Genomic DNA, 19,043 nt, shown 5'->3' on the forward strand with positions numbered 1-19,043 from the left:
ATCATGGCCTGCTTCCAGTCCGCGCTTGCCATGATGGTCGCTCGCGACAGCTTCTGCGCCCCGGTCGCTGTCCAAGTAGGGCCGTTCTTCACGTAGAACCGCCAATAGATCTCCCGGTACTTCTCGGTTCCCTCATCTACGGCCTTGAGATAGGCATCCGGTGTCCGACCGAACGCTACCTTCAGGTTGCCTGCATCGCCGCTGCCGGCCGACCAGGTCGCCTTCATCCCTTTAGAGCCGGATACCCCTGCGCCATCCGCACGCACGAACTTACTCGTGTTCTGATATTCGAAGTACGAGCTCAACCGGTCGCTTTCGAAATCATCGCACCAAATCCACCCCGCTTGCTTATTGCTGCACTCCTGCGTGACTAGACCGGCTCCTGAGCCGGCAATTGGTTCCTCGGCTGCTGCAACTGGTTTCGCAGCGAATGGAAATGGACTGGCAGACGCCAGTAGCAAAGCCACCATTACTAAAATGAATATTCGACTGTACAATTGCGGAATGCCTGGAACATGTCTCAAGGGACCTCTCTCCTCTTTCATTCAAATGTAAGTTTACGAGACTGGACGCCTTAATTATAGAATTAGCCCTACGATGCCTTAAATAAATCATTTGTTACTATTCCTAACCAATGTTGACATTGAGAAACAGGCTCAATTTAGGTAGAGGTCTGCACTGGACGAAAGCAAAATTCCCAGCTTCAGTAACGTCGAAGCTGGGTTAAACAATAAACTCAATCCACTCTTCGATACCAAGGCAGTCGTGAAATAGGGACATCAATTTCTATCGTAGTCGGACCCACTACAATTGCACCGTCATCACCCAGCCATTCACCTGGTGGAATGAAGACATTGCGCCTGCGTTGTCCCTTATTCACGATTGGAGCTGCCATCAAATGACTGCCGAGCAGAAATTGATCAGACACTTGTTCATAGTCTTGACTGGGAAATTCATAGGCTAAATGACGCAGAATCGGTTCCCCTGTCCTTGCAGAATGCTCAGCAATTTCGACAATCTCAGGACCGAGCCTCACATGTAGTTTGGCCGCATCCCTGCAATAACCCAAATACTCTGGATCTAACACCCGCCATGGAGCTGCGGAAAATTGCATCATCGGGAACAGAGCCGAACACTGGGCATAACGGACAAACAATTCCGCATCCAAGCTATTTTCAACTGAAGTGAATTGAATATATTCGCCTCCACCAATCATATCAGGGCATATAAATGAGTACCCAAGTAAACCTTGAGCTAACGCATCTGGAATCAAGGCCCCTAATCCGTCTCCCTCCCAGGAATGCTTCTTGTCCTTTAATCGCTGAACCAAGGGTTGTCCTGCCAACTTCCAGCAAGCTCGAAATTCATTCAACGCATAAGGCAAACCGACTTTAGCCCAGGCCTCACAATGAGCATTGGGATGACATGGAGCTGCACTCCAATCACTTTCGTCGTAGAAATTAGGATCCCCAGCATCGAATTTGAAGCCGTCAATTCCATACTGCTCTTGCAGAAAACGTAATTTCAAATGGATCCAATCAACCGCACCTTGATGCGTACAGTCGAGGACGGCGCTATACCCATTCCACCATTTTCGAATTGCGATTTGATTGCTATGATCCTTCAGTAAAAATCCAGTTGGTTCCAATTGCCGGAACGTAAGGCTGTCCGGGCTCACAAATGGGCAAACCCACAGCATGATTTTAAATCCCAGCAGGTGCAGTTCATCTACCATCGCTTTCGGATCGGGGAATCGACCGGAATGGAATTCCCATGTCCCATAAGGTTCATGCCAATTATCATCGATCATGATGACTCCCGGGTCCATCCCATGCTCCAAAACATGCCGTGCATATTGTAATACCTTCTCTTGGGTAGGGGAGTACAAAAGTTCGATCCATAGGTTATATTGTGGGGCTGTGAACAGCAGACGTTCCGGCATAAGGCCAGCGGGAGGAAAATGGGTCTTCGACGCCGCCAAAAAAGCTCCGCGAAGATCGAGATGCTGATCACTGAAATAGAGTGAGGCACCACAGACGCTCTTCACATTCAGTACTCTGTCTTGAGTAGAAAAGACGAATGGTTCCTCGCTCCAAAGATACCTTCCTTTGTTGGATAGGAGCAGCGGACAAGCTTGGTTGGCTAATAAATCGCCGTTCAAGCTTGCCTGGAACTCATGGTCCGCATAGGGCATGTGCTGTCCATCCGAAGCTCTACCACCCCACCAATATTCGTTAGGCAATAGCTTAAGGCTTATTTCTGTTTCTTCCATGCTCCCACTCCATCCACCGCATCACCTATGTTTTGCTGTCGTAGTTGATCTACAAACTCGTTCATTCGGATGGTCTGCCCCGTCAGACGTGACTGTTCTGCAGCAAAGGCAATCAGGTGGCTCTCAGCAGAGATCATGCCGGAAGACCGCGATGGTTCAGACTGACCGCTTTGATGGTGATTACGCCTAACGATTTCTCGCATGAGCATGGTATCTGCCCCACCGTGCCCCCCATCCACACTGGCCGGCACGATACGCTCTCTGTGTCCGTTGAAAAGGACCATCTCTAACTCTCCGCTTTTGCGATGTCCCGTAATTTCCCCCAACGTGCCCATAATCTTGAAAGTACGCGTGATTTCGCTCGAAAAGGCGGAAATATTGAAGCTGACGGTTACCCCGTTGTCGAACTGCATATTAACGGCTTGATGATCCACAACATCATTATCACAACGAAACACACATTTACCATAAGGACCTTCCTGTAGAGCTTTCCACCGGGTCGGCAGATCGTTCTGTAACGAAACAACATCCTGAGGCCAACTGTTATTTTCATTGTAGTAAAGTTTGAGCGCGGAATAAGGACACTCAGGCTCAACCGCGCAACCATCCGTGCATCGTTCGGTAGATCCTAACGGAGCATGGCGCTCACGGAAATAACTTAAGTCACCGAAGGAAGAGACGGACTCGCATTGCCCCCCTGCCAGCCATTGAAGCAGATCGAGATCATGACAGCACTTGGCCAATATCATGGCACTGGAAGAGCTTGAATTCCGCCAGTTGCCTCTAACAAAGCTGTGCGCGAAATGCCAATATCCAATATTCTCACTCCATTGAATGGAGACAATATCACCGATTTCTTTCCGGTCCACCAACTTCTTCAATGTATTGAAATAGAGATCGTATCTAAGCACGTGACATACCGTAAGTCCACGATTCAAATGTTCGGCTTCTTCCGCCAATCGAAGCGTCTCGAGCGGATCCGGCGACATCGGTTTTTCCAATACGATATCATAGCCTGCTTGCATGGCCTTCATAGCCGGTTCATAGTGATCGGCATCCTGCGTACAAATGAATAGCGTGTCGCATTGTTTCGGTTTTGTTAGGAAATCATCCCAGTGGACATATTGTTGTTCTAACGGAATTTCATGCAATTTTGCAAAATGAGTTCTTCTTTCTTCATTCGGATCAGCAACGGCGATAAATTGAATTTCGTTGGGATGTTTTGACGCATAAGCGCCATAAGCGAACATGCCTCTGCTGCCCGCTCCTATTAAAGCTGCTTTCATCTATATGGTCTCCTTCATCCTAGTCATTTTGTTATGAAGCTTGCGGTGGGAGATCTAGCATAGAGGGCCCCTTTCATAAATACGGGGAACTCTTTTTCCCACTGAGCAAACAACTTCATAATTGATCGTGTTGATCCAAGAAGCCATTTCATCCATGGAGAGATGGGCTCCTTGCGACTGACCAAATAAGACAACCTCGTCGTCAAGTTGTACATTCGGAACAGTAGTTACATCTAGCATCGTTTGATCCATGCATACACGTCCGACAATGGGCACCCTCTGTCCCCTCACAAGAACAAATCCTTTATTAGACAGAAGCCGTGAAAGTCCATCTGCATAACCTGCAGGCATAGTGGCAATCAGGGAGTGTTGCTCGGTTCGAGCCGTACACCCGTAGCTGATCCATTCATCAGTTCCCACTTGTTTTAAGGATGCTATAGACGATTTGAATTGCATGGCCTTTTGGAATTCATCGGTTAAAGGATGGTTGACTTCATCTGAGGGTAATAACCCGTATAAGCTAATGCCTACTCGCACCATGTCCAGATGCATCTCCGGAAATTGAATGGTTGCGGCACTGTTACAGCAGTGTTTAAGAGGGATTTGAATTTGATGTTGTTCGAGATAGTCGATAACGGACGTGAAGCGTTCAAATTGGTGACGGGTTCGAGCGCAATCTTTACTATCCGCATTTGCGAAATGCGTAAAGATGCCCTCCACACGCACATAGGGGCTTGACCTCGCTTTAAGACTTAGGGACAATACTTCTTCTTTGCTGGTGCAGCCTAATCGCGACATTCCCGTATCCACTTTGATATGAATTCGCGCGGGCTGGCTTAATCGTGCAGTCACCGCAATCAGTTCATCTAAGCTTTGCTCAGAAAAAACGGTTAACGAAATTCGATGTGTCACAGCGATCTCTAAGGAACGAGTTGGCGTACATCCTAGAACGAGAATAGGATGGTCAATTCCAGCATTTCTAAGCTGCAGGGCTTCGTCAAGAAAGGCTACACCTAGCCAATGGGCACCTGCCTGAATGGCTGCTCGTGCTACCTCAACGGCACCATGCCCATAGCCATCGGCTTTCACTACAGCCATTAGACGACAAGAGCTGTGCAGATGAGATCTGAATAAGCTAACATTATGAGAAATGGCATGTAGTGAAACTTCAGCCCACGTATTTCGGAAACCAATCTTAGGAATATCGTTCATATCTTAAAAATTCCTATGATCCGGGTGAGCGCTAACACGTTGATTAACGTTCAATTCGGCCATAAGCACCATGTCTTCCTCACTTAGTTCGAAGTCGAAGATATCGGCATTTTCTCGTATGCGAACAGGGGAGATCGATTTAGGAACCGTTACGATATCTTGTTGCACAACCCAACGCAATATGATCTGAGCGACACTTTTCCCGTAACGGCTAGCCAGCTTCAACAACAATGGATGATCCATCAAGCGGCCTCGCATTAAAGGACTGTAAGCCTCCAGCTGAATGAAGTGCTGCTTGCAGAATAGGTGCAGGTTATTGGAAGCTAAACTCGGGTGATACTCGATTTGATTGACTGCAGGTTGAATGCGACTCGTCTCCATCAATTCCAACAAGTGGTGCTCCAGAAAGTTACTGACGCCGATCGCCCGCACCTTGCCCTCTTCATACAGCTGCTCCATTGCACACCAAGTGTCCCTATTCATCCCCATAACTGGCCAATGGATCAAATATAAATCGACATAATCCAATCCAAGCCTCTCACGACTCTTCTCAAAAGCCTTCAATGTCGAATCATAACCATGGTCAATATTCCACAGCTTCGTGGTGACGAAGAACTGTTCGCGTGGAATGCCAGTCTTCTGAATAGCCCGGCCCACCCCTTCTTCATTGCCGTATACAGATGCGGTATCAATACTGCGATACCCGTACTCTGCAGCGCTAACTATCGCTTGCTCCAATTCCTCGCCGTTACCAGCCTGCCAGACACCAAGCCCTAGCAACGGCATCTCTACCCCATTGTTCAAGGTCACACTGCGCTTTTGCAACTATAGAACCTCCTCATCTTAGGCATCGCATGCCTAATCTGTATGTCCGTATTCCTTCAACATCTATCCACTTACTCCAGAACTACAACCCAGTCAAGCATTACAGGCGGTACAGGCAATACCCATAATCCCTCATCGTCTGGGCGAATGTCACCGATGATATGGGAACAGCCATTCCGAGGATCGATAAAACTGGCTCGGTACAGCAGCTGGGGATCTAGCCCACTTACTCGCACAGGATCGTTCCAAGGGGTTAACAGAATCGGAACATAGAGCAGAATCGCTTGCCCCGGAATCACAGCGCAGTATGGGTTAAAGTATTCTTCAGACCCAGCACGGGGCTCAATTAACGCTTGACTAGGCTCCAATCTCCACCAATCAAACCGCTCCAGAATTCGCTTCCCCGCGCCAACATGCGCCGAGCCTAAGAAGTGAATGGCCTGCTCCCATATATGATCATCCCACATGGTACCGCTAGGATGAGGTCCGAATGTGCCATTCTCCGAATTGGTCAACGCTACAGCAATCGTGCCATACGTATGCCCTGCCGACCCAGACATCAGGCTGCTCCAGAATAGAAACCGCTGCACATCCGCGAAGTTTCGGCCCATAATGCCTTCATAGAACGCTTCTGCACTAATAACCGGTACAGAAGGCTTCGCGCCTATAATATTGATATAATGCCGTGCGGCTAGATGCAGCTCCGCATATCGTCCTGTATCACCGTGTCCTGCCTGAGGCAATTCAAAATCCAACAGCGAGCCGTCTTCAAGCTGACTTCGCGACGAGTGAAATGCGTTAGAATGTGTGGTCAAGGGGTGCCTATAAGGGTCGGTACGACGCACATAATCGGCCACATTCGTCCATTCTCGCTTCAGCATGGCGACATCCTGACCTCGCTCCGGCTGCTTGCTCCCATAGAACGGCATGTTGCACTCACCGGCGAGACACCAGAATAGGGGATACCCCCCATAGCGAGCGATTAAGTAACGCCAATGCCGCTTCATCTTCTCGGTTCCCATCCATTTCAGGTAATATCCCCATGAACCGATGAGGCAGGGTACGAGACCGGACTCCACAATGTACTGAATCTTGCGGTCGGCTTCGTCGAAGTATGCGGGTCTGATGCTAGTGAAGTCATCTTCCCATGGATACCCGGCTTCGTTCTCATCTCTCGGATCGAAGGCCGGGGTCTCGGGGCCCAGTCCAATACTCATTTCAACGACGGAGAATCCCTTTTCCACTCGATCCGCTACTAGCGTTTCTAGCATACCTGGGTAATCCATGCGCTTCGTCAAGCATGTATACCATGTATCCGCCAGCCATAAGAATGGCGTACCGTCCGCATGCTCAAAATATCGACCATTGGTGCTAACTTGAATGGCTCCGCGCCGAAACAACGGGCTCAGATGGGCATCATCGCTCGAAACCTCAAGCATCCCATCTACACCATGCAGCTGGCGATTATTCCTATCCGAGCAGATCGACCGGAACAAGTAACGGCCCTCAGACGGAGGTGTGAACCGAAGTCTCCATTCACTGTCTCCTGTCCAGAAAGCCGGTACTGTCCAATGTTTCCCCTCTTCATCCGTAAGCAACACATCCAGCTCAATCTCATTKAACGGGTCTTGATACGTTTGTACGGTTACATATGACCACTCGGCAATCTGATTTCGAATCCCTTGAGCCAGAATCATCCTTATCTTCCACCCTCCTGAACGTCCCTACCCTTTTACGGATCCAATCATAACGCCCTTCACGAAGTACTTTTGCAGGAATGGATACACCAGTAGGATCGGCAACGTACTGACTATAATCGTGGCATATTTCAATGACTCGACTACAATGGTCTCGGAACCTGATTTGGCCGCAGCTGTGGATGCGATCGAATCGGCGTTCGAACCGGCAATAATTAAGTCCCGCAGGATGACCTGTAAGGGCAATAAGTCCGGGTTCCTAAGATAGAGCAGCGCGCTATAAAAATTGTTCCAGATCCCTACGGCTACGAACAATCCAATAGAAGCATAAACTGGCTTCGATAGAGGAGCGACGATCCGGGTGAATAATCCAATATCATTCAACCCGTCCATTCGGCCCGCATCCTCCAATTCTTCCGGAATGCCCTCGAAGAAGGTACGGAAGATCAGCAGGTGAAACGTATTTACCGCCCCAGGAAGCACCATCGCCCAAATCGAATTGACGATCCCCAGTTCCTTAGCAACTAAGTAAGATGGAATCATACCTCCACTGAACAAGATCGTGAAGATGATGGCAAGCGTGAATTGCTTTCCGAAGATCATTTTCTTCTTGGAGAGGGCATAAGCGGCCATCGAGGTAACCGTCAAGGAGATCAAAGTACCTAGTACGACATAAAGTATTGTATTGCGATATCCGATCCATATTTTCTTATCGTGAAAAACCAGCTCATACCACTGTGTAGTGAATCCCCTCGGCCAGAAGGATACCCGGTTCTGCAGCACATAGACTTCACTGCTCAGGGATACGTTGATTAAATATATGAAGGGATACAGAGTGATGAAGATAAGGCACAACATGATGAAGATATTGATGGCGTCGAACAAGCTGAATCTAGTGCGCTTCATCATTCTCACTCCCTACCACAGGCTGACCTGTTTGATTTTTTTCGCTGCAAAATTAGCCAAATACAGCAAAATGAAGCTAGTAATGCCATTGAACATCCCAATAGCCGTTGAATAACTGAAGTTCCCTTGCAGCAAACCAACACGATACGTATACGTCGAGAAAATATCTGCTGTTGAGTAAATAAGAGGATTATAGAGTAAGTACACTTTCTCGAAACTAGTAGACATTAGACTGCCCACATTCAGAATTAAGAGAATGAAGATAACGGGAACAATGCCAGGAAGGGTAACATGCCACATCTTTTTCCAACGTCCAGCCCCGTCCATCTCTGCCGCTTCATATAAATGAGGATCTATGGCTGACAAGGCAGCTAAATAAATAATGGTTCCCCATCCTACCCCCTGCCAAATCCCCGATGTAACGAAGATCGTCCGGAAATATTCAGGCTTCGAGAGAAAATAGATCGCATCCCCTCCAAACCATTCTACGATCTGATTAATCAATCCGCTTGTTGGCGATAAGAACATAATAATCATGCTCACCATAATGACATTTGAGATGAAATGGGGCAAATAACTTACTGTCTGCACGAAGCGTTTGAATATTGTGGAACGAAGTTCATTAATAAGCAATGCTAGCAAGATAGGTGCTGGGAATCCGAATAAGATACTGTAGAACCCAAGCAGAAGTGTATTCTTAAGCAATACTAGAAAATCTGGATTTTGGAAGAAATAAGAGAAATATTTAAATCCTACCCATTCACTTGCCCAGATGCCCTTGAATGCATTATAGTCCTTGAAAGCGATCACGAGCCCGAACATCGGCAGGTAATCGAACAAGAGATAGAACACCATTGCCGGTGCAAAAAGGATAAGCAAGTATTTCGCATCCTTGAGTCGCTTCATAAATGATTTGCGATCACTTGCAGCTGCTAGATGACTTCGCTTAGCAGCTTGGATCTCTGTGTTGTTCATCAGGCTCAGCCCCTACCAGTAATAGAATGCCCTCCCTCATCAAGAGGGAGGGTTACTCTCCAAGATTATTTCTTTTTCACGCGTGCATCAGCATTCGTATACATCTTGACCACATCACCCAAACCTAGCTTTTGCAGACCTTCCACATATTGAGGCCATTCACTAAGTGGACGGCTGCCAATAATGAATTTGGAGATATTTTCTTCCATGTACTTGTTGATAGCTTCGCCCTTCAGGTTCACGATCTCTTGTTCAGCATTGTTGAATGCTGGCAGTAACGGACTTGGCCCTGCGAACTTGACTGCTTCGCTTAATGCCGTCTTCGTCTCTGCAGACATCAGGGACATTCCAGCTTCTTCATCTACCCAAACCTTCGTACCAGAGCTGCCTAGACCGTAATTTTTAGCTGCAATCGCAGTCGTTGTAATTTCTGGCATGAACTTCTTCGTGCCATTCGTCTTCGAATACGTTACGCCTTCCAATCCCCAGCTCAACACTTCTTTGGCTTGATCTGTATACATCCAGTCAATCAGCTTCAAGGCAGCGTCGAGATTCTTAGATGTCGATGATACCGTCAGACCTTCATCGTAGTAAGACGATGTTCCATGGAACGCTTTGCCTGTTGGTCCTTTAGGAGGAGCCATATGCGCCATTGTAAACTCAGGCGTTGTCTTGCGTACGTTAGTGTTAAAGTTATCTAGATTACTTAAGTAACCATTGAAAATGAAGCCCTTGCTATTGGCGATGAAATCGTCACGCTGCTTGCTGTCGAGTGATAGGAACTCGGTCGGCACCAGCTTTTCCGCGTACAGCTTATTCAAATATTCGATCATCTTACGGTAGCTATCTTCACTTGGGCCGTAAGTCCAAGCTTTGGTTTGCTCATTGAAATAATAGCCGTGACGCGTATCCCAGCTCGGGGAAATATAATTCAGGGTTGCCAAGCCTTTCTGCCAAACCCATGGTGTACTGTCCGGATACAGCTTTTTCAGATCCTTCAAGACCGTATAAAGCTCATCGAAGGTAGCGGGTGCCTTCAGGTTGTTCTTCTTGAAGATATCGTCGCGATAGAGCATGATCCCGTTGCCTACTGGTGATGTTGCCCCAGCCGTAGGTGTCAAGAATAGTTTTCCTTCGTTATTGAGCGGCAGCTTGGATTCAACCGGGTGCGTCTCCATCCACTTCTTGAAATTAGGCATTTTGTCTAAATGATCTAGATAGTTGACGAGCGCGCCGCCACCACCGAACTTCTGCACGAAGGAGTAGCCGGACATCCACATGATATCGGGCATTTCATTCGAGGCGATAATGAGCGGGATCGATTCCCACCAGTTGCCTTGGTAACCTGAAACCTTCAGCTTCGTGTTAGCGGACTTCTCGAACACTTGCCAGATTGCCCAGTCATCTTTCAATGGTTGTGCGGGATGATTCTGTACCATCATGCTGAGTGTGGCTGGCTGTGTGTTCGTGGACTTAGGTGTCGTGCTGCCTGCTGGTGTCGCGCTGCCTGCTGATGTGGATTCTGGTGTGGAATCGCTACACGCCGCGAGTACACCGGTTAGCAAGGTTGCAGCTAAGATCGTAGAAATCTTTTTCATTTGCTTACACTCCCCTTTTAAATTTAAGTTTTCGTTAAGACTTGACTCCTTAATTATAGGGTTGATCCCTGATCCATTTAAACAATTCAGTTATGACAAATCCTAACCAATCTTTACTTATTTCTGAATTAGTTCAATTTTCTTGAAAATGAATGGATTGCGCTCGGATTCGGATGGAAGGATCTTCTTGCAGCGAGAACAGCTGTGTGTCCTTGTGCGCAATTGTGCCGACTGGAACAGCATATTCCTTCGAAGAGCGCAATTCCCGGATCCTCTGACAGGATCGGTTTGTATGCAGCTGGAAGGAGACGGTCCCCCCGCTCTCATTGGCCACATACACCAGATCTTCATGCTTACGGCGAACGAGTCGAGCCTCTAAGCCTACCACACGTTTGCCTTCCATATCTGTAACCCGCAGCGGACGATCTACCTCAGCGATATCGTACAGCTCATCCAAGAGTTCCATAAGTGATTCATCAGACGGTGTCCCAGCCGCATACCATACCTTTCCAAGACCGATTTCATGCTTGGATAACATCGTCCGTCCCTCACGGTCCCGAACCATACTCTCCCCTTGAATGAGTTCGACTCTTTGGATTAACCCAGAGTAAGACAGCCGCCCTAGCGTTTGAAAAAATGTTGCAAACTCAGCCGCTTCAGCATCCGTGCCATTCTCATAATAGACCGTCCGCTGTAAATTCTGATCATAGCGCTGCTCCAACTCGCCATAATGGGCGATATCCGGAGCTATCGTCTCCATAATCCGAATGCCCCACTGCTGCAAGTAGCTCTGCGGACGACAATACTCATCGCCTATGAGCGACTCCGGTAGCACCAAGACATGTCCTCCTGCGCGCACATAACGATCAAGCGAAGCGAACACTTCCTCAGGCATATACTTGGCAGCAGGTAAGACGATCAGCTTGTATCTTGGAGCGATCCCATTGACTAGCTGCCTCTCGCTTATGAAGGTGACACTCGTATCCAAGGAACGAGCTGAAGCATAGCAGCTGCGCAACGAAGTTAAGTAAGGTGTCGAATCAGCACGCAGTAGTTCAGGCGGCACTTGAAGCATATTCGTCTTCGAATACAGAATCGCTACCTCTTTGGGCATGTCCCAGAACGCTGTGATCTCCTTATTCAATCTGCGGACGTCAAGAGCGGTATAGAGCATCTCAGCCACCTTCTCTGAGGACAAATCCCCATGCGCGGGCGAGTTCATCGTACTCATCGGAAATTGACGTGACGGCTGCTTCGGCCACCAGAACTTCGAGATTGAAGTTTTGCCATGCAAATAGTTGAGCAGCCATCGAGAGCTATCCCCCTCCTGCTCAGGATCTACCATAGGCTTCGGACTATCCGCCAATGCGCGGAGAAGATCGATGCTAAGGAGATCATTGCCCTCGTGCAGAATCACATCGTCTACTTCATTAATGATCAGTTCCTCATCGATGCCAGTCGTCCCGTTATCCGGACTCATCATGCTATGAGTGCCACCGGCACAGATTGGAATCGTCGGGTGAAACTTACGGATCGACGCTTTCGTCCGAATCAGGTGGTCTGTAAATCTTCTTGTATTCCAATTGGTCCAATCCAGCCATGTGGCTCGGTTAACGTCAAGGCTTGGTGCGAATCCATGGGTCGGAGGCGGTACGATCTCGCTGAACGCTTCATACTGCGTGCTCCAACATTCATTCAATCGATCCAAGCTGCCATGACGCTCCTGCAACCATTCCCTGTACCGCGCTATCGAAGTATTGCAATAACACATGTAAGTTAATTCATATCCCAGGATGATATACATCAGATTAGGCATGCTCAGCCACCCAGGGGCATGTTCAGCATTATACTGATCGATGGCTTTCAGGATATGCTCGTTCTCCAAGCAAATAATCACATTTTCCTTCCGACCGCCCATGGCCCACTGATCCTTAATCAGGTGACCGCACCAGCCCTTCCAACCCACCCGTTTCGTGTCTTCATGGCGATGGAACGCTTCATAAACCGGGGACCACTCGATATCGTAACGGGAACCGCCCCCTACGGCGAAAATCTCGGTTTTATGCTGCTCGGGTGAGAAAAACTGCATCAAGGCTCCATCATTATGATAGCTTACTGAACAGATCAAGACTGGGGTCTCTGATGCATCTACATAAGCATTTCCTTTAATAGTTAGCGACTTGAAATCCGGAATGGGCTTCACAAGCGACAGCGGCACATTGGCGTCATCCTCGTCATCCTCGAACTTCTTCGAACTGGTGAAATGCTCAAGGATCGTCCTTTGCTTGATCACCTCGACCATGGCCCCTTGCATGTTACGCAGCTTGGCTTGAGGTGCGAAGTGCCAAGCAAGCATAGGCCGCAGCTTGAGGGCTATATCAGCCGTAAGCTTGGCTGCACGAGCATAATGTGTCTGCTTCCCATTGATCTCAGCAATCTCGATTACCTTCACCAACCGCTCCAGCTCGCGTTCCAGCTCCTCCTTCAGTTGGACTACCTCTACAGGATCGACATAGTTTTCCGGCTCATACGTATAGCAGTAAATATCCAGATGCTTCAAGAAAATGATGGAGTCGCCTGGCTGAACGCATGCGTGGCTATCCACCTCTTTTCGCTGATCAGACAGCCGTAGGGAAGCAATGGATATTGGTTCTTCCCCAATCCGGGGCTCTGGCATGCGAAGCACTACCTTTGCGATTTGTTGCAAATTCAACATGCGGTCCCCGCGCTGGGTCTGGATTGGCGCAATCTGAATGATCACATGTGTCAACCCTTCGCCAAGCATCAAGGCCCTGCCTCTGTCCACTACATCGCCAAATTCACGGTCTGGACTTGCTAATGATTGCTGGTCAAGCAGCTCAATTCCACCAATCGCTACGCGATCCCAAGGGTTGTAAATCATAAATTGCAAGGACTGGTACCCGCTCCAATCCGCTTCTAATCCAACTGTTTCTGCGATACCTCGGATCGCTCCTCCAAGTATTTCATTTGGAAGCTTCCCCATCCCTTTGTCCAAGTTGCCGGTCCAAACCGTACTCCCTTGCACAAAATCCTCTAGCAAATGCGTCATCATGTCTCGCTCTCCTCCTACTATCTCTATCATGCAGGCTAGGATGCCTAAGCCGATTGTACATGGAAGCCGCTTACTTCCGGTACTAACGGTTCTTTACGCCAACAAACTACTTTTTACTTTAGTAGAGCTTGGTTTACAAATGACAAAAATAGTTTATATACATAATATTCCATTTTCAGTTATGTTTTTGTTGTATACAGTATCCTGTATAACAAGTTCATAGAAGGAGTGATTTAATGGGAATCATGCATCAAGGGAAAGTGTGGAGGGATGGGCTGTGGAAAATAATCCTCATAGCCCTATTGCTCGCAGTTGTGTTCGGCTCGTTTTTCACAGGAATGGGCAAGGTGAGGGCAGCCGTCACTAATTTGGCGCCATCGGCTACCTTATCGGTTGATACGACAAGCGGCACTTATACGAAGGATAAGGCGGTTGACGGGATCAAGAATGCGGACGCTAGCCGATGGGTATCCACGAACACAGCAGAACCGCACTGGTTCCAGCTCGATTGGGCTTCATCCAAGTCGATCAGCAACATCAAGGTTTGGAGCGGCAAGGCGAACGGAGTCGGCACTGGCTATCAAATTTATACGTTCAAGATGCAGAGCTGGAATGGAAGTACATGGGTTGACATCCCCGGTGCTAGTGTAACGAACAATACACAGGATGGATTTGTTGGCCAATATAATGATTTCACCTTTACAGCTGTGACCACTACCAAGATTCGGATGTACATTACAGACGGGGTGAATGTAGCAGGCAATACAGATGCACGACTTTTGGAAATTGAAGTCTGGGGGGACAACGCATCTGCAACCCCAACTCCAACACCTACGCCGCCACCTGGCTCCCCACCTGTCCAAGAATGCAACACTCCTGGTACTGGCTGGATTTGGTGCGATGACTTTGAAGTCAACCGGTTAAGCTCCTACTTCGAGTATCAATCTCCAACTAAGTTCGTTCTAACCGCAAGTGCCGGAACCTCCAGCTCACAAGGGATGAAAGCGACATGGACACCAGGAAATAGTGACGCAGGAAATCTGAAGATCGCCTTCGGACGGACTCCGTCCTCCTACATCAACCCAGTCGCCGGCTCCACAACAGATTACCGGGAAATTTATTGGCGTTTCTATGTCAAGACCAGCTCCAATTGGGTAGTGGGCTCTGGTCAGAAGCTGACACGCGGAACGGTATTCTCAAACGCTAACTGGGCCCAAGCGATGATCGGGCATGTATGGTCCGCTGCGCCGGATAATAACTACTTATCGATGGATCCAGCACGCGGCACAGATGCTGCAGGTACGTTGGTCACCACGCAATACAACGATTTCGCCAATCTTTCTTGGCTGGGTAAGAAGCAAGGTACGCAAGCGTTCTTCGTCTCTCCTAACTTGAACAAGTGGCAAAGCGTAGAAGTGCATTTGAAGCTTAATACAGCTGGCCAATCCGATGGCGTAATGGAATACTGGATTGATGACGTTCTGCAAGCGAGCTCTACGAATTTGAATTTCCTAGGCAGCTACAATGCTTACGGCATCAACTCGGTCATGCTGGAGAACTACAATAATACCGCACCAACCGTAGCCATCGAGCGCTACTATGACAACTTCGTCATCAGCACGCAACGCATTTACAAGTAAACATACAGGAAGGGCTGTCCCAGTAGGTCTTCTTAGACCTACTGGGCAGCCCTACTTGTTTTATAACGATTTATCACGATATTCCTGCGGTGTCATACTCGTATATTTCTTGAAAAACCGGGCGAAAGCGATGCCCGACAAATATCCAACCTCCTCTGCAATCTCATGGATTTTCATAGGTGTTCGCAGCAGTTCCTTGGATTTTCTCAATCTAACCTCCGCAATATAATCAGACAGCTTATGTCCCGACAACTGCTTGAATAATCGGGACAAGTAGGAGGGGTTTATATGGAGATGCTCGCCAAGCTTAGTTAAGGACAGATCACTGCTAAGCTTCTCCTCGATATAGACCTCAATCTCACGAACAATCCGATTCGTGCGCTCCGATAGATTGGAAGATGATGATGTGAAGACCGTGTCGGCCAGCTGCTCAAAGAAATTCAGATACTCCTCCCAACGGCGTTTGGGGTCATAACCGAATAGCTTATCTACGTTCATCATCGCTGACAGATCTGTGAAAAGCTGCATGCGATTCATGTAGGTAATGAACATGGAAGATAAGAAGTGATAGATCTCCAAGTGGGCAGGTATGGACACAGCATTCCGGGTATGCTCACACAGTTCACGGTACAGATGCATGAACTCCATTTGCTGACCATTCTGCAACAAATCGATCAACCCACTGTATTGACCCGGACGAAATTGAAAAGGAATCGCCGTTCGATCCTCTTGCCCTTCCCCTTCATCTAAGTTCATCTGCTCCAGCTCGCTATCGGTTAACAGCATCCCTGGCGTTAAGCCAAGACCCTGCTCAGCCAATAGCTCCAAGCGGTGGAAGCTGTCGGATAAAGAACGCCATTCCATAGACGCTGCTCCTAAGAGAAAGGAAACTTCCAGCTGGAGCAAGCTCTTGCAAGTATCCTGAACCGACTCGAGCATACCGTAAATATACAGTGGTGCCCGATTCTCCGCGAAGCCCTCTTGCTCCTGATTTCGGAGTTGAAACACGCAAAGCATTTGCACCCGATTGTAAACAATGGTCCTCAGCACGACGGTATCCCGAAAGTATTCATCCATCACATTCTGGGCCGCATCCAGTAACAGCATCCGATCAGACGGATTAAGGGACTGCTTCCAACCGTCCAGCCTAGCTAAAGCGATGAAGATCGGAGCTTCATGATTGTACGGCATCTCCAATTGCTCGAATTGCTCTCTCAAGGCGCTAACCGACCACTTTCCTTCTGCCATTTCGTACAAGTACTGCTTCTGCAAAGAATGGATGGCCAGTTTGAACTGATGCTTTGTCTTGTGATTCAGAAATTCCGCTTCCAGCTCGGATTGCAAGGAAAGAATCGCCCTCGATACCGAATCCTGAATTTTGGCATCGCCTTCCGTCTTCAATATGTAGTCGAAGGCCCCTAGCGAATACGTCTCTCTCGCATAGTTGAAATCATTAAATCCGGTTAGGAAAATAACCTTGCTTCTTGGCCAGAGCACCCGAATTTCTTTCAATAAATCGATACCCGTCTTGACGGGCATCATGATGTCAGAGAGCACAATATCAATCTTGGTCTTCTCGAGAATCTCCAATGCCTGCGGTACCGAATAAGCCTTATAGATCTCCAACTCACACGCTTCCTGCTCCTCAAACATTTCGGCTAATCCATCTACGATGATCGGCATGTCATCTACAATCAGCAGCCTGTGCATGGTATCAGTCCTCACTTATCCGTACTTTTATTTCTACACGCAGCCCGCCTAATTCGCTCCGGCTGACGTAAATACCTGATTCGTTCCCATATTTAATCTGAATACGACGGTGTACGTTAATGAGTCCTGTGCTCTCAGCAGTGCCGTCCGAAGCATCCGCCAAGCTCTTATGAAGCTTCTCGATGGCGGCATCCGCAAGCTCGTTTCCGCTATCCTCCACAACAATAGACATACTCCCAGGCATCGCAACAAAATCAATGTTCAACTTGCCGCGTCCTAACACATGTTGGAATACATATTTGTAGCAATTCTCGATGACAGGTTGAATAATAAGTCTCGGGACAAGCTTGCCTTTCAGCTCATCGGGTACCTCGGCAAATGAAATAGCCACAAGCCCGCTGTAACAGACGGATTGAATATCGACATACGTTCTTGCATGTTGGACCTCTTGCTCTAATGAAATCTCTTCCTCGGCATCCCGGGTTACGAACTGAAAGTAGTGCCCCAGATACGTAGAGAATCTAGTAGCATTCTCCTGATCCCCTCTACTAATCAATCGAGAGAGTACGAAGAAGTTATTGTATAGAAAATGCGGATTGATCTGAGATTGCAGTCGCTTCAGCTCTGAACGTTGGCTACGAATCTTCTGTTCGTACACTTCCTCAATCAGCACATTCAAATTTTGCGTCATCGTATTGAAGCGTTTGAATAAGTAACCGAATTCATTGTCTTTTCCTTCATATGGAATAGAGAAGTCAAACTTCCCAGTCTCTACCTTACGAAAGGCGCCTAACAAGGTCCTAAGGGGCTTATGTACAATTCTATAGCTCCATAGCAGGAACGCCACCACCACAACCAGGGAAATAATCGACATCGCGAGAAATAGAAAATAATACGTTTTCAGCGAAACATAGAGCTCTTCCTCTGGGATGTGAGTCACTACAATCGTGTCATAGGTCGGGGAATATTCCATGACTACGAATTGCTTTTGGCTATCCAACGTGATCATTGCGGTTGCACTGGTCTTTTTGGAGAAATCTTGCCTCAGTACGAGCTGCTTCAAGGATTCACTCATCTTGGAGTTTCGGATTCCACCTATTTCCCATCCTTGACTCGGATTAAAAATGAAAGCGCCACTGCCCTTGTAGCCTATAATATTGTCCAGAATAAGGCTAATCTGATCCGGGTATAGCTCCGCGGCTAGGATGAATAATTCATCCATTGTTTGTTGGTTGCTGGAACTTGTATTCGTATAAGGGACGCTCATGTATAACCGGTTATCGTAGTACACGAAGGGACTATCCGCTGTCTTTTTCTGAAGCCCTTGGAAATCAGTCATGTTTATGGAAGGAACCAAATTCTCAACAGATAACGTTCCCCTCAGATTCGGCAAATAAGCGGTCGTAAGCCTAATAAACCGGCTTGTCCGCTGAACATAATCCAGCTGCTTGCGGATATTCATGACCATGCTTACCCGTTCTACATCATCTGTGGGGTAGCCAGGCGTTTCTGCATTCAGAACGGCAATTTCGACCGCACTTTGCCTGAGCGCCGTGGATATCCGTTGGATATCGGTTTCCCATATTTTATTGATGGATTGCACCGAACTAATGAGTGATTTCGTTAGCTCTTCTCGATTTTTCCTAACGCCCATCTCATTCACGGCAAAATTCAAGCCATATAAAATCGTAATAATAAGTAGGAAAATGATCATTAGCTTAGAAAGTATCGACACATAGGGAATTCGAAGCATCCTGGATTCCTCTCTTCAACAGGCGATCTTGCCAATTAGCCGTGTATTTTAAGATATCTCATTATACAATGGGACGAAACAAACCAATATCTACTT

The 19,043-nt window shown here is 47.8% G+C and carries 13 protein-coding genes; 1 reads left to right on the forward strand and 12 read right to left on the reverse strand.

What is annotated here, in order from left to right; translation table 11 throughout:
• The 10 genes from AC1DVJ_RS12450 to AC1DVJ_RS12495 form a co-directional block, all read right to left on the reverse strand.
• Positions 1-524: hypothetical protein (locus AC1DVJ_RS12450; RefSeq protein ID WP_477591115.1), on the reverse strand; the 524-nt coding region annotated here is incomplete at its 3' end.
• 212 nt (positions 525-736) lie between these two features.
• Entirely contained in the window at positions 737-2,272 is a 1,536-nt protein-coding gene (locus tag AC1DVJ_RS12455; RefSeq protein WP_477591117.1) for a glycoside hydrolase family 31 protein, read from the reverse strand.
• Positions 2,254-3,558 (reverse strand): Gfo/Idh/MocA family protein, encoded by a 1,305-nt coding sequence (locus AC1DVJ_RS12460; protein WP_477591119.1) that lies wholly within the window; start codon positions 3,556-3,558, stop codon positions 2,254-2,256. Before AC1DVJ_RS12460 ends, AC1DVJ_RS12455 begins: the two co-directional genes overlap by 19 nt.
• A 54-nt stretch (positions 3,559-3,612) precedes the next feature.
• Positions 3,613-4,770: an alanine racemase gene (alr, locus tag AC1DVJ_RS12465; RefSeq protein WP_477591121.1), complete on the reverse strand. Its 1,158-nt coding sequence runs from the start codon at positions 4,768-4,770 to the stop codon at positions 3,613-3,615.
• Between the two features lie 3 nt (positions 4,771-4,773).
• Positions 4,774-5,556, reverse strand: a complete 783-nt coding sequence (locus AC1DVJ_RS12470; RefSeq protein ID WP_477591247.1) for an aldo/keto reductase — start codon at positions 5,554-5,556, stop codon at positions 4,774-4,776.
• A 110-nt stretch (positions 5,557-5,666) separates the two neighbouring features.
• Positions 5,667-7,292, reverse strand: a complete 1,626-nt coding sequence (locus AC1DVJ_RS12475; protein ID WP_477591122.1) for an apiosidase-like domain-containing protein — start codon at positions 7,290-7,292, stop codon at positions 5,667-5,669.
• Positions 7,293-7,319: 27 nt separating this feature from the next.
• A complete protein-coding gene (locus AC1DVJ_RS12480; protein ID WP_477591124.1) occupies positions 7,320-8,198 on the reverse strand; it encodes a carbohydrate ABC transporter permease in 879 nt (292 codons plus the stop codon).
• Positions 8,199-8,210: 12 nt separating this feature from the next.
• On the reverse strand, positions 8,211-9,173 hold the full coding sequence (locus tag AC1DVJ_RS12485) for an ABC transporter permease (protein WP_477591126.1): 963 nt from the start codon (positions 9,171-9,173) through the stop codon (positions 8,211-8,213).
• Between the two features lie 65 nt (positions 9,174-9,238).
• A complete protein-coding gene (locus tag AC1DVJ_RS12490) occupies positions 9,239-10,771 on the reverse strand; it encodes an extracellular solute-binding protein (RefSeq protein ID WP_477591128.1) in 1,533 nt (510 codons plus the stop codon).
• 133 nt (positions 10,772-10,904) lie between these two features.
• Positions 10,905-13,844 (reverse strand): beta-galactosidase, encoded by a 2,940-nt coding sequence (locus AC1DVJ_RS12495; RefSeq protein WP_477591129.1) that lies wholly within the window; start codon positions 13,842-13,844, stop codon positions 10,905-10,907.
• 236 nt (positions 13,845-14,080) lie between these two features.
• On the opposite strand from AC1DVJ_RS12495, the gene AC1DVJ_RS12500 reads away from it, so the two are divergent.
• Positions 14,081-15,484: a discoidin domain-containing protein gene (locus tag AC1DVJ_RS12500; RefSeq protein ID WP_477591131.1), complete on the forward strand. Its 1,404-nt coding sequence runs from the start codon at positions 14,081-14,083 to the stop codon at positions 15,482-15,484.
• Positions 15,485-15,544: 60 nt separating this feature from the next.
• Here AC1DVJ_RS12500 and AC1DVJ_RS12505 read toward each other — a convergent pair whose 3' ends face one another.
• Entirely contained in the window at positions 15,545-17,194 is a 1,650-nt protein-coding gene (locus AC1DVJ_RS12505; RefSeq protein WP_477591132.1) for a response regulator, read from the reverse strand.
• Positions 17,195-17,198: 4 nt separating this feature from the next.
• Entirely contained in the window at positions 17,199-18,947 is a 1,749-nt protein-coding gene (locus AC1DVJ_RS12510; protein WP_477591134.1) for a sensor histidine kinase, read from the reverse strand.
• Positions 18,948-19,043 lie beyond the last annotated feature (96 nt).

Source organism: Paenibacillus sp. P4_A9, assembly GCF_056402415.1.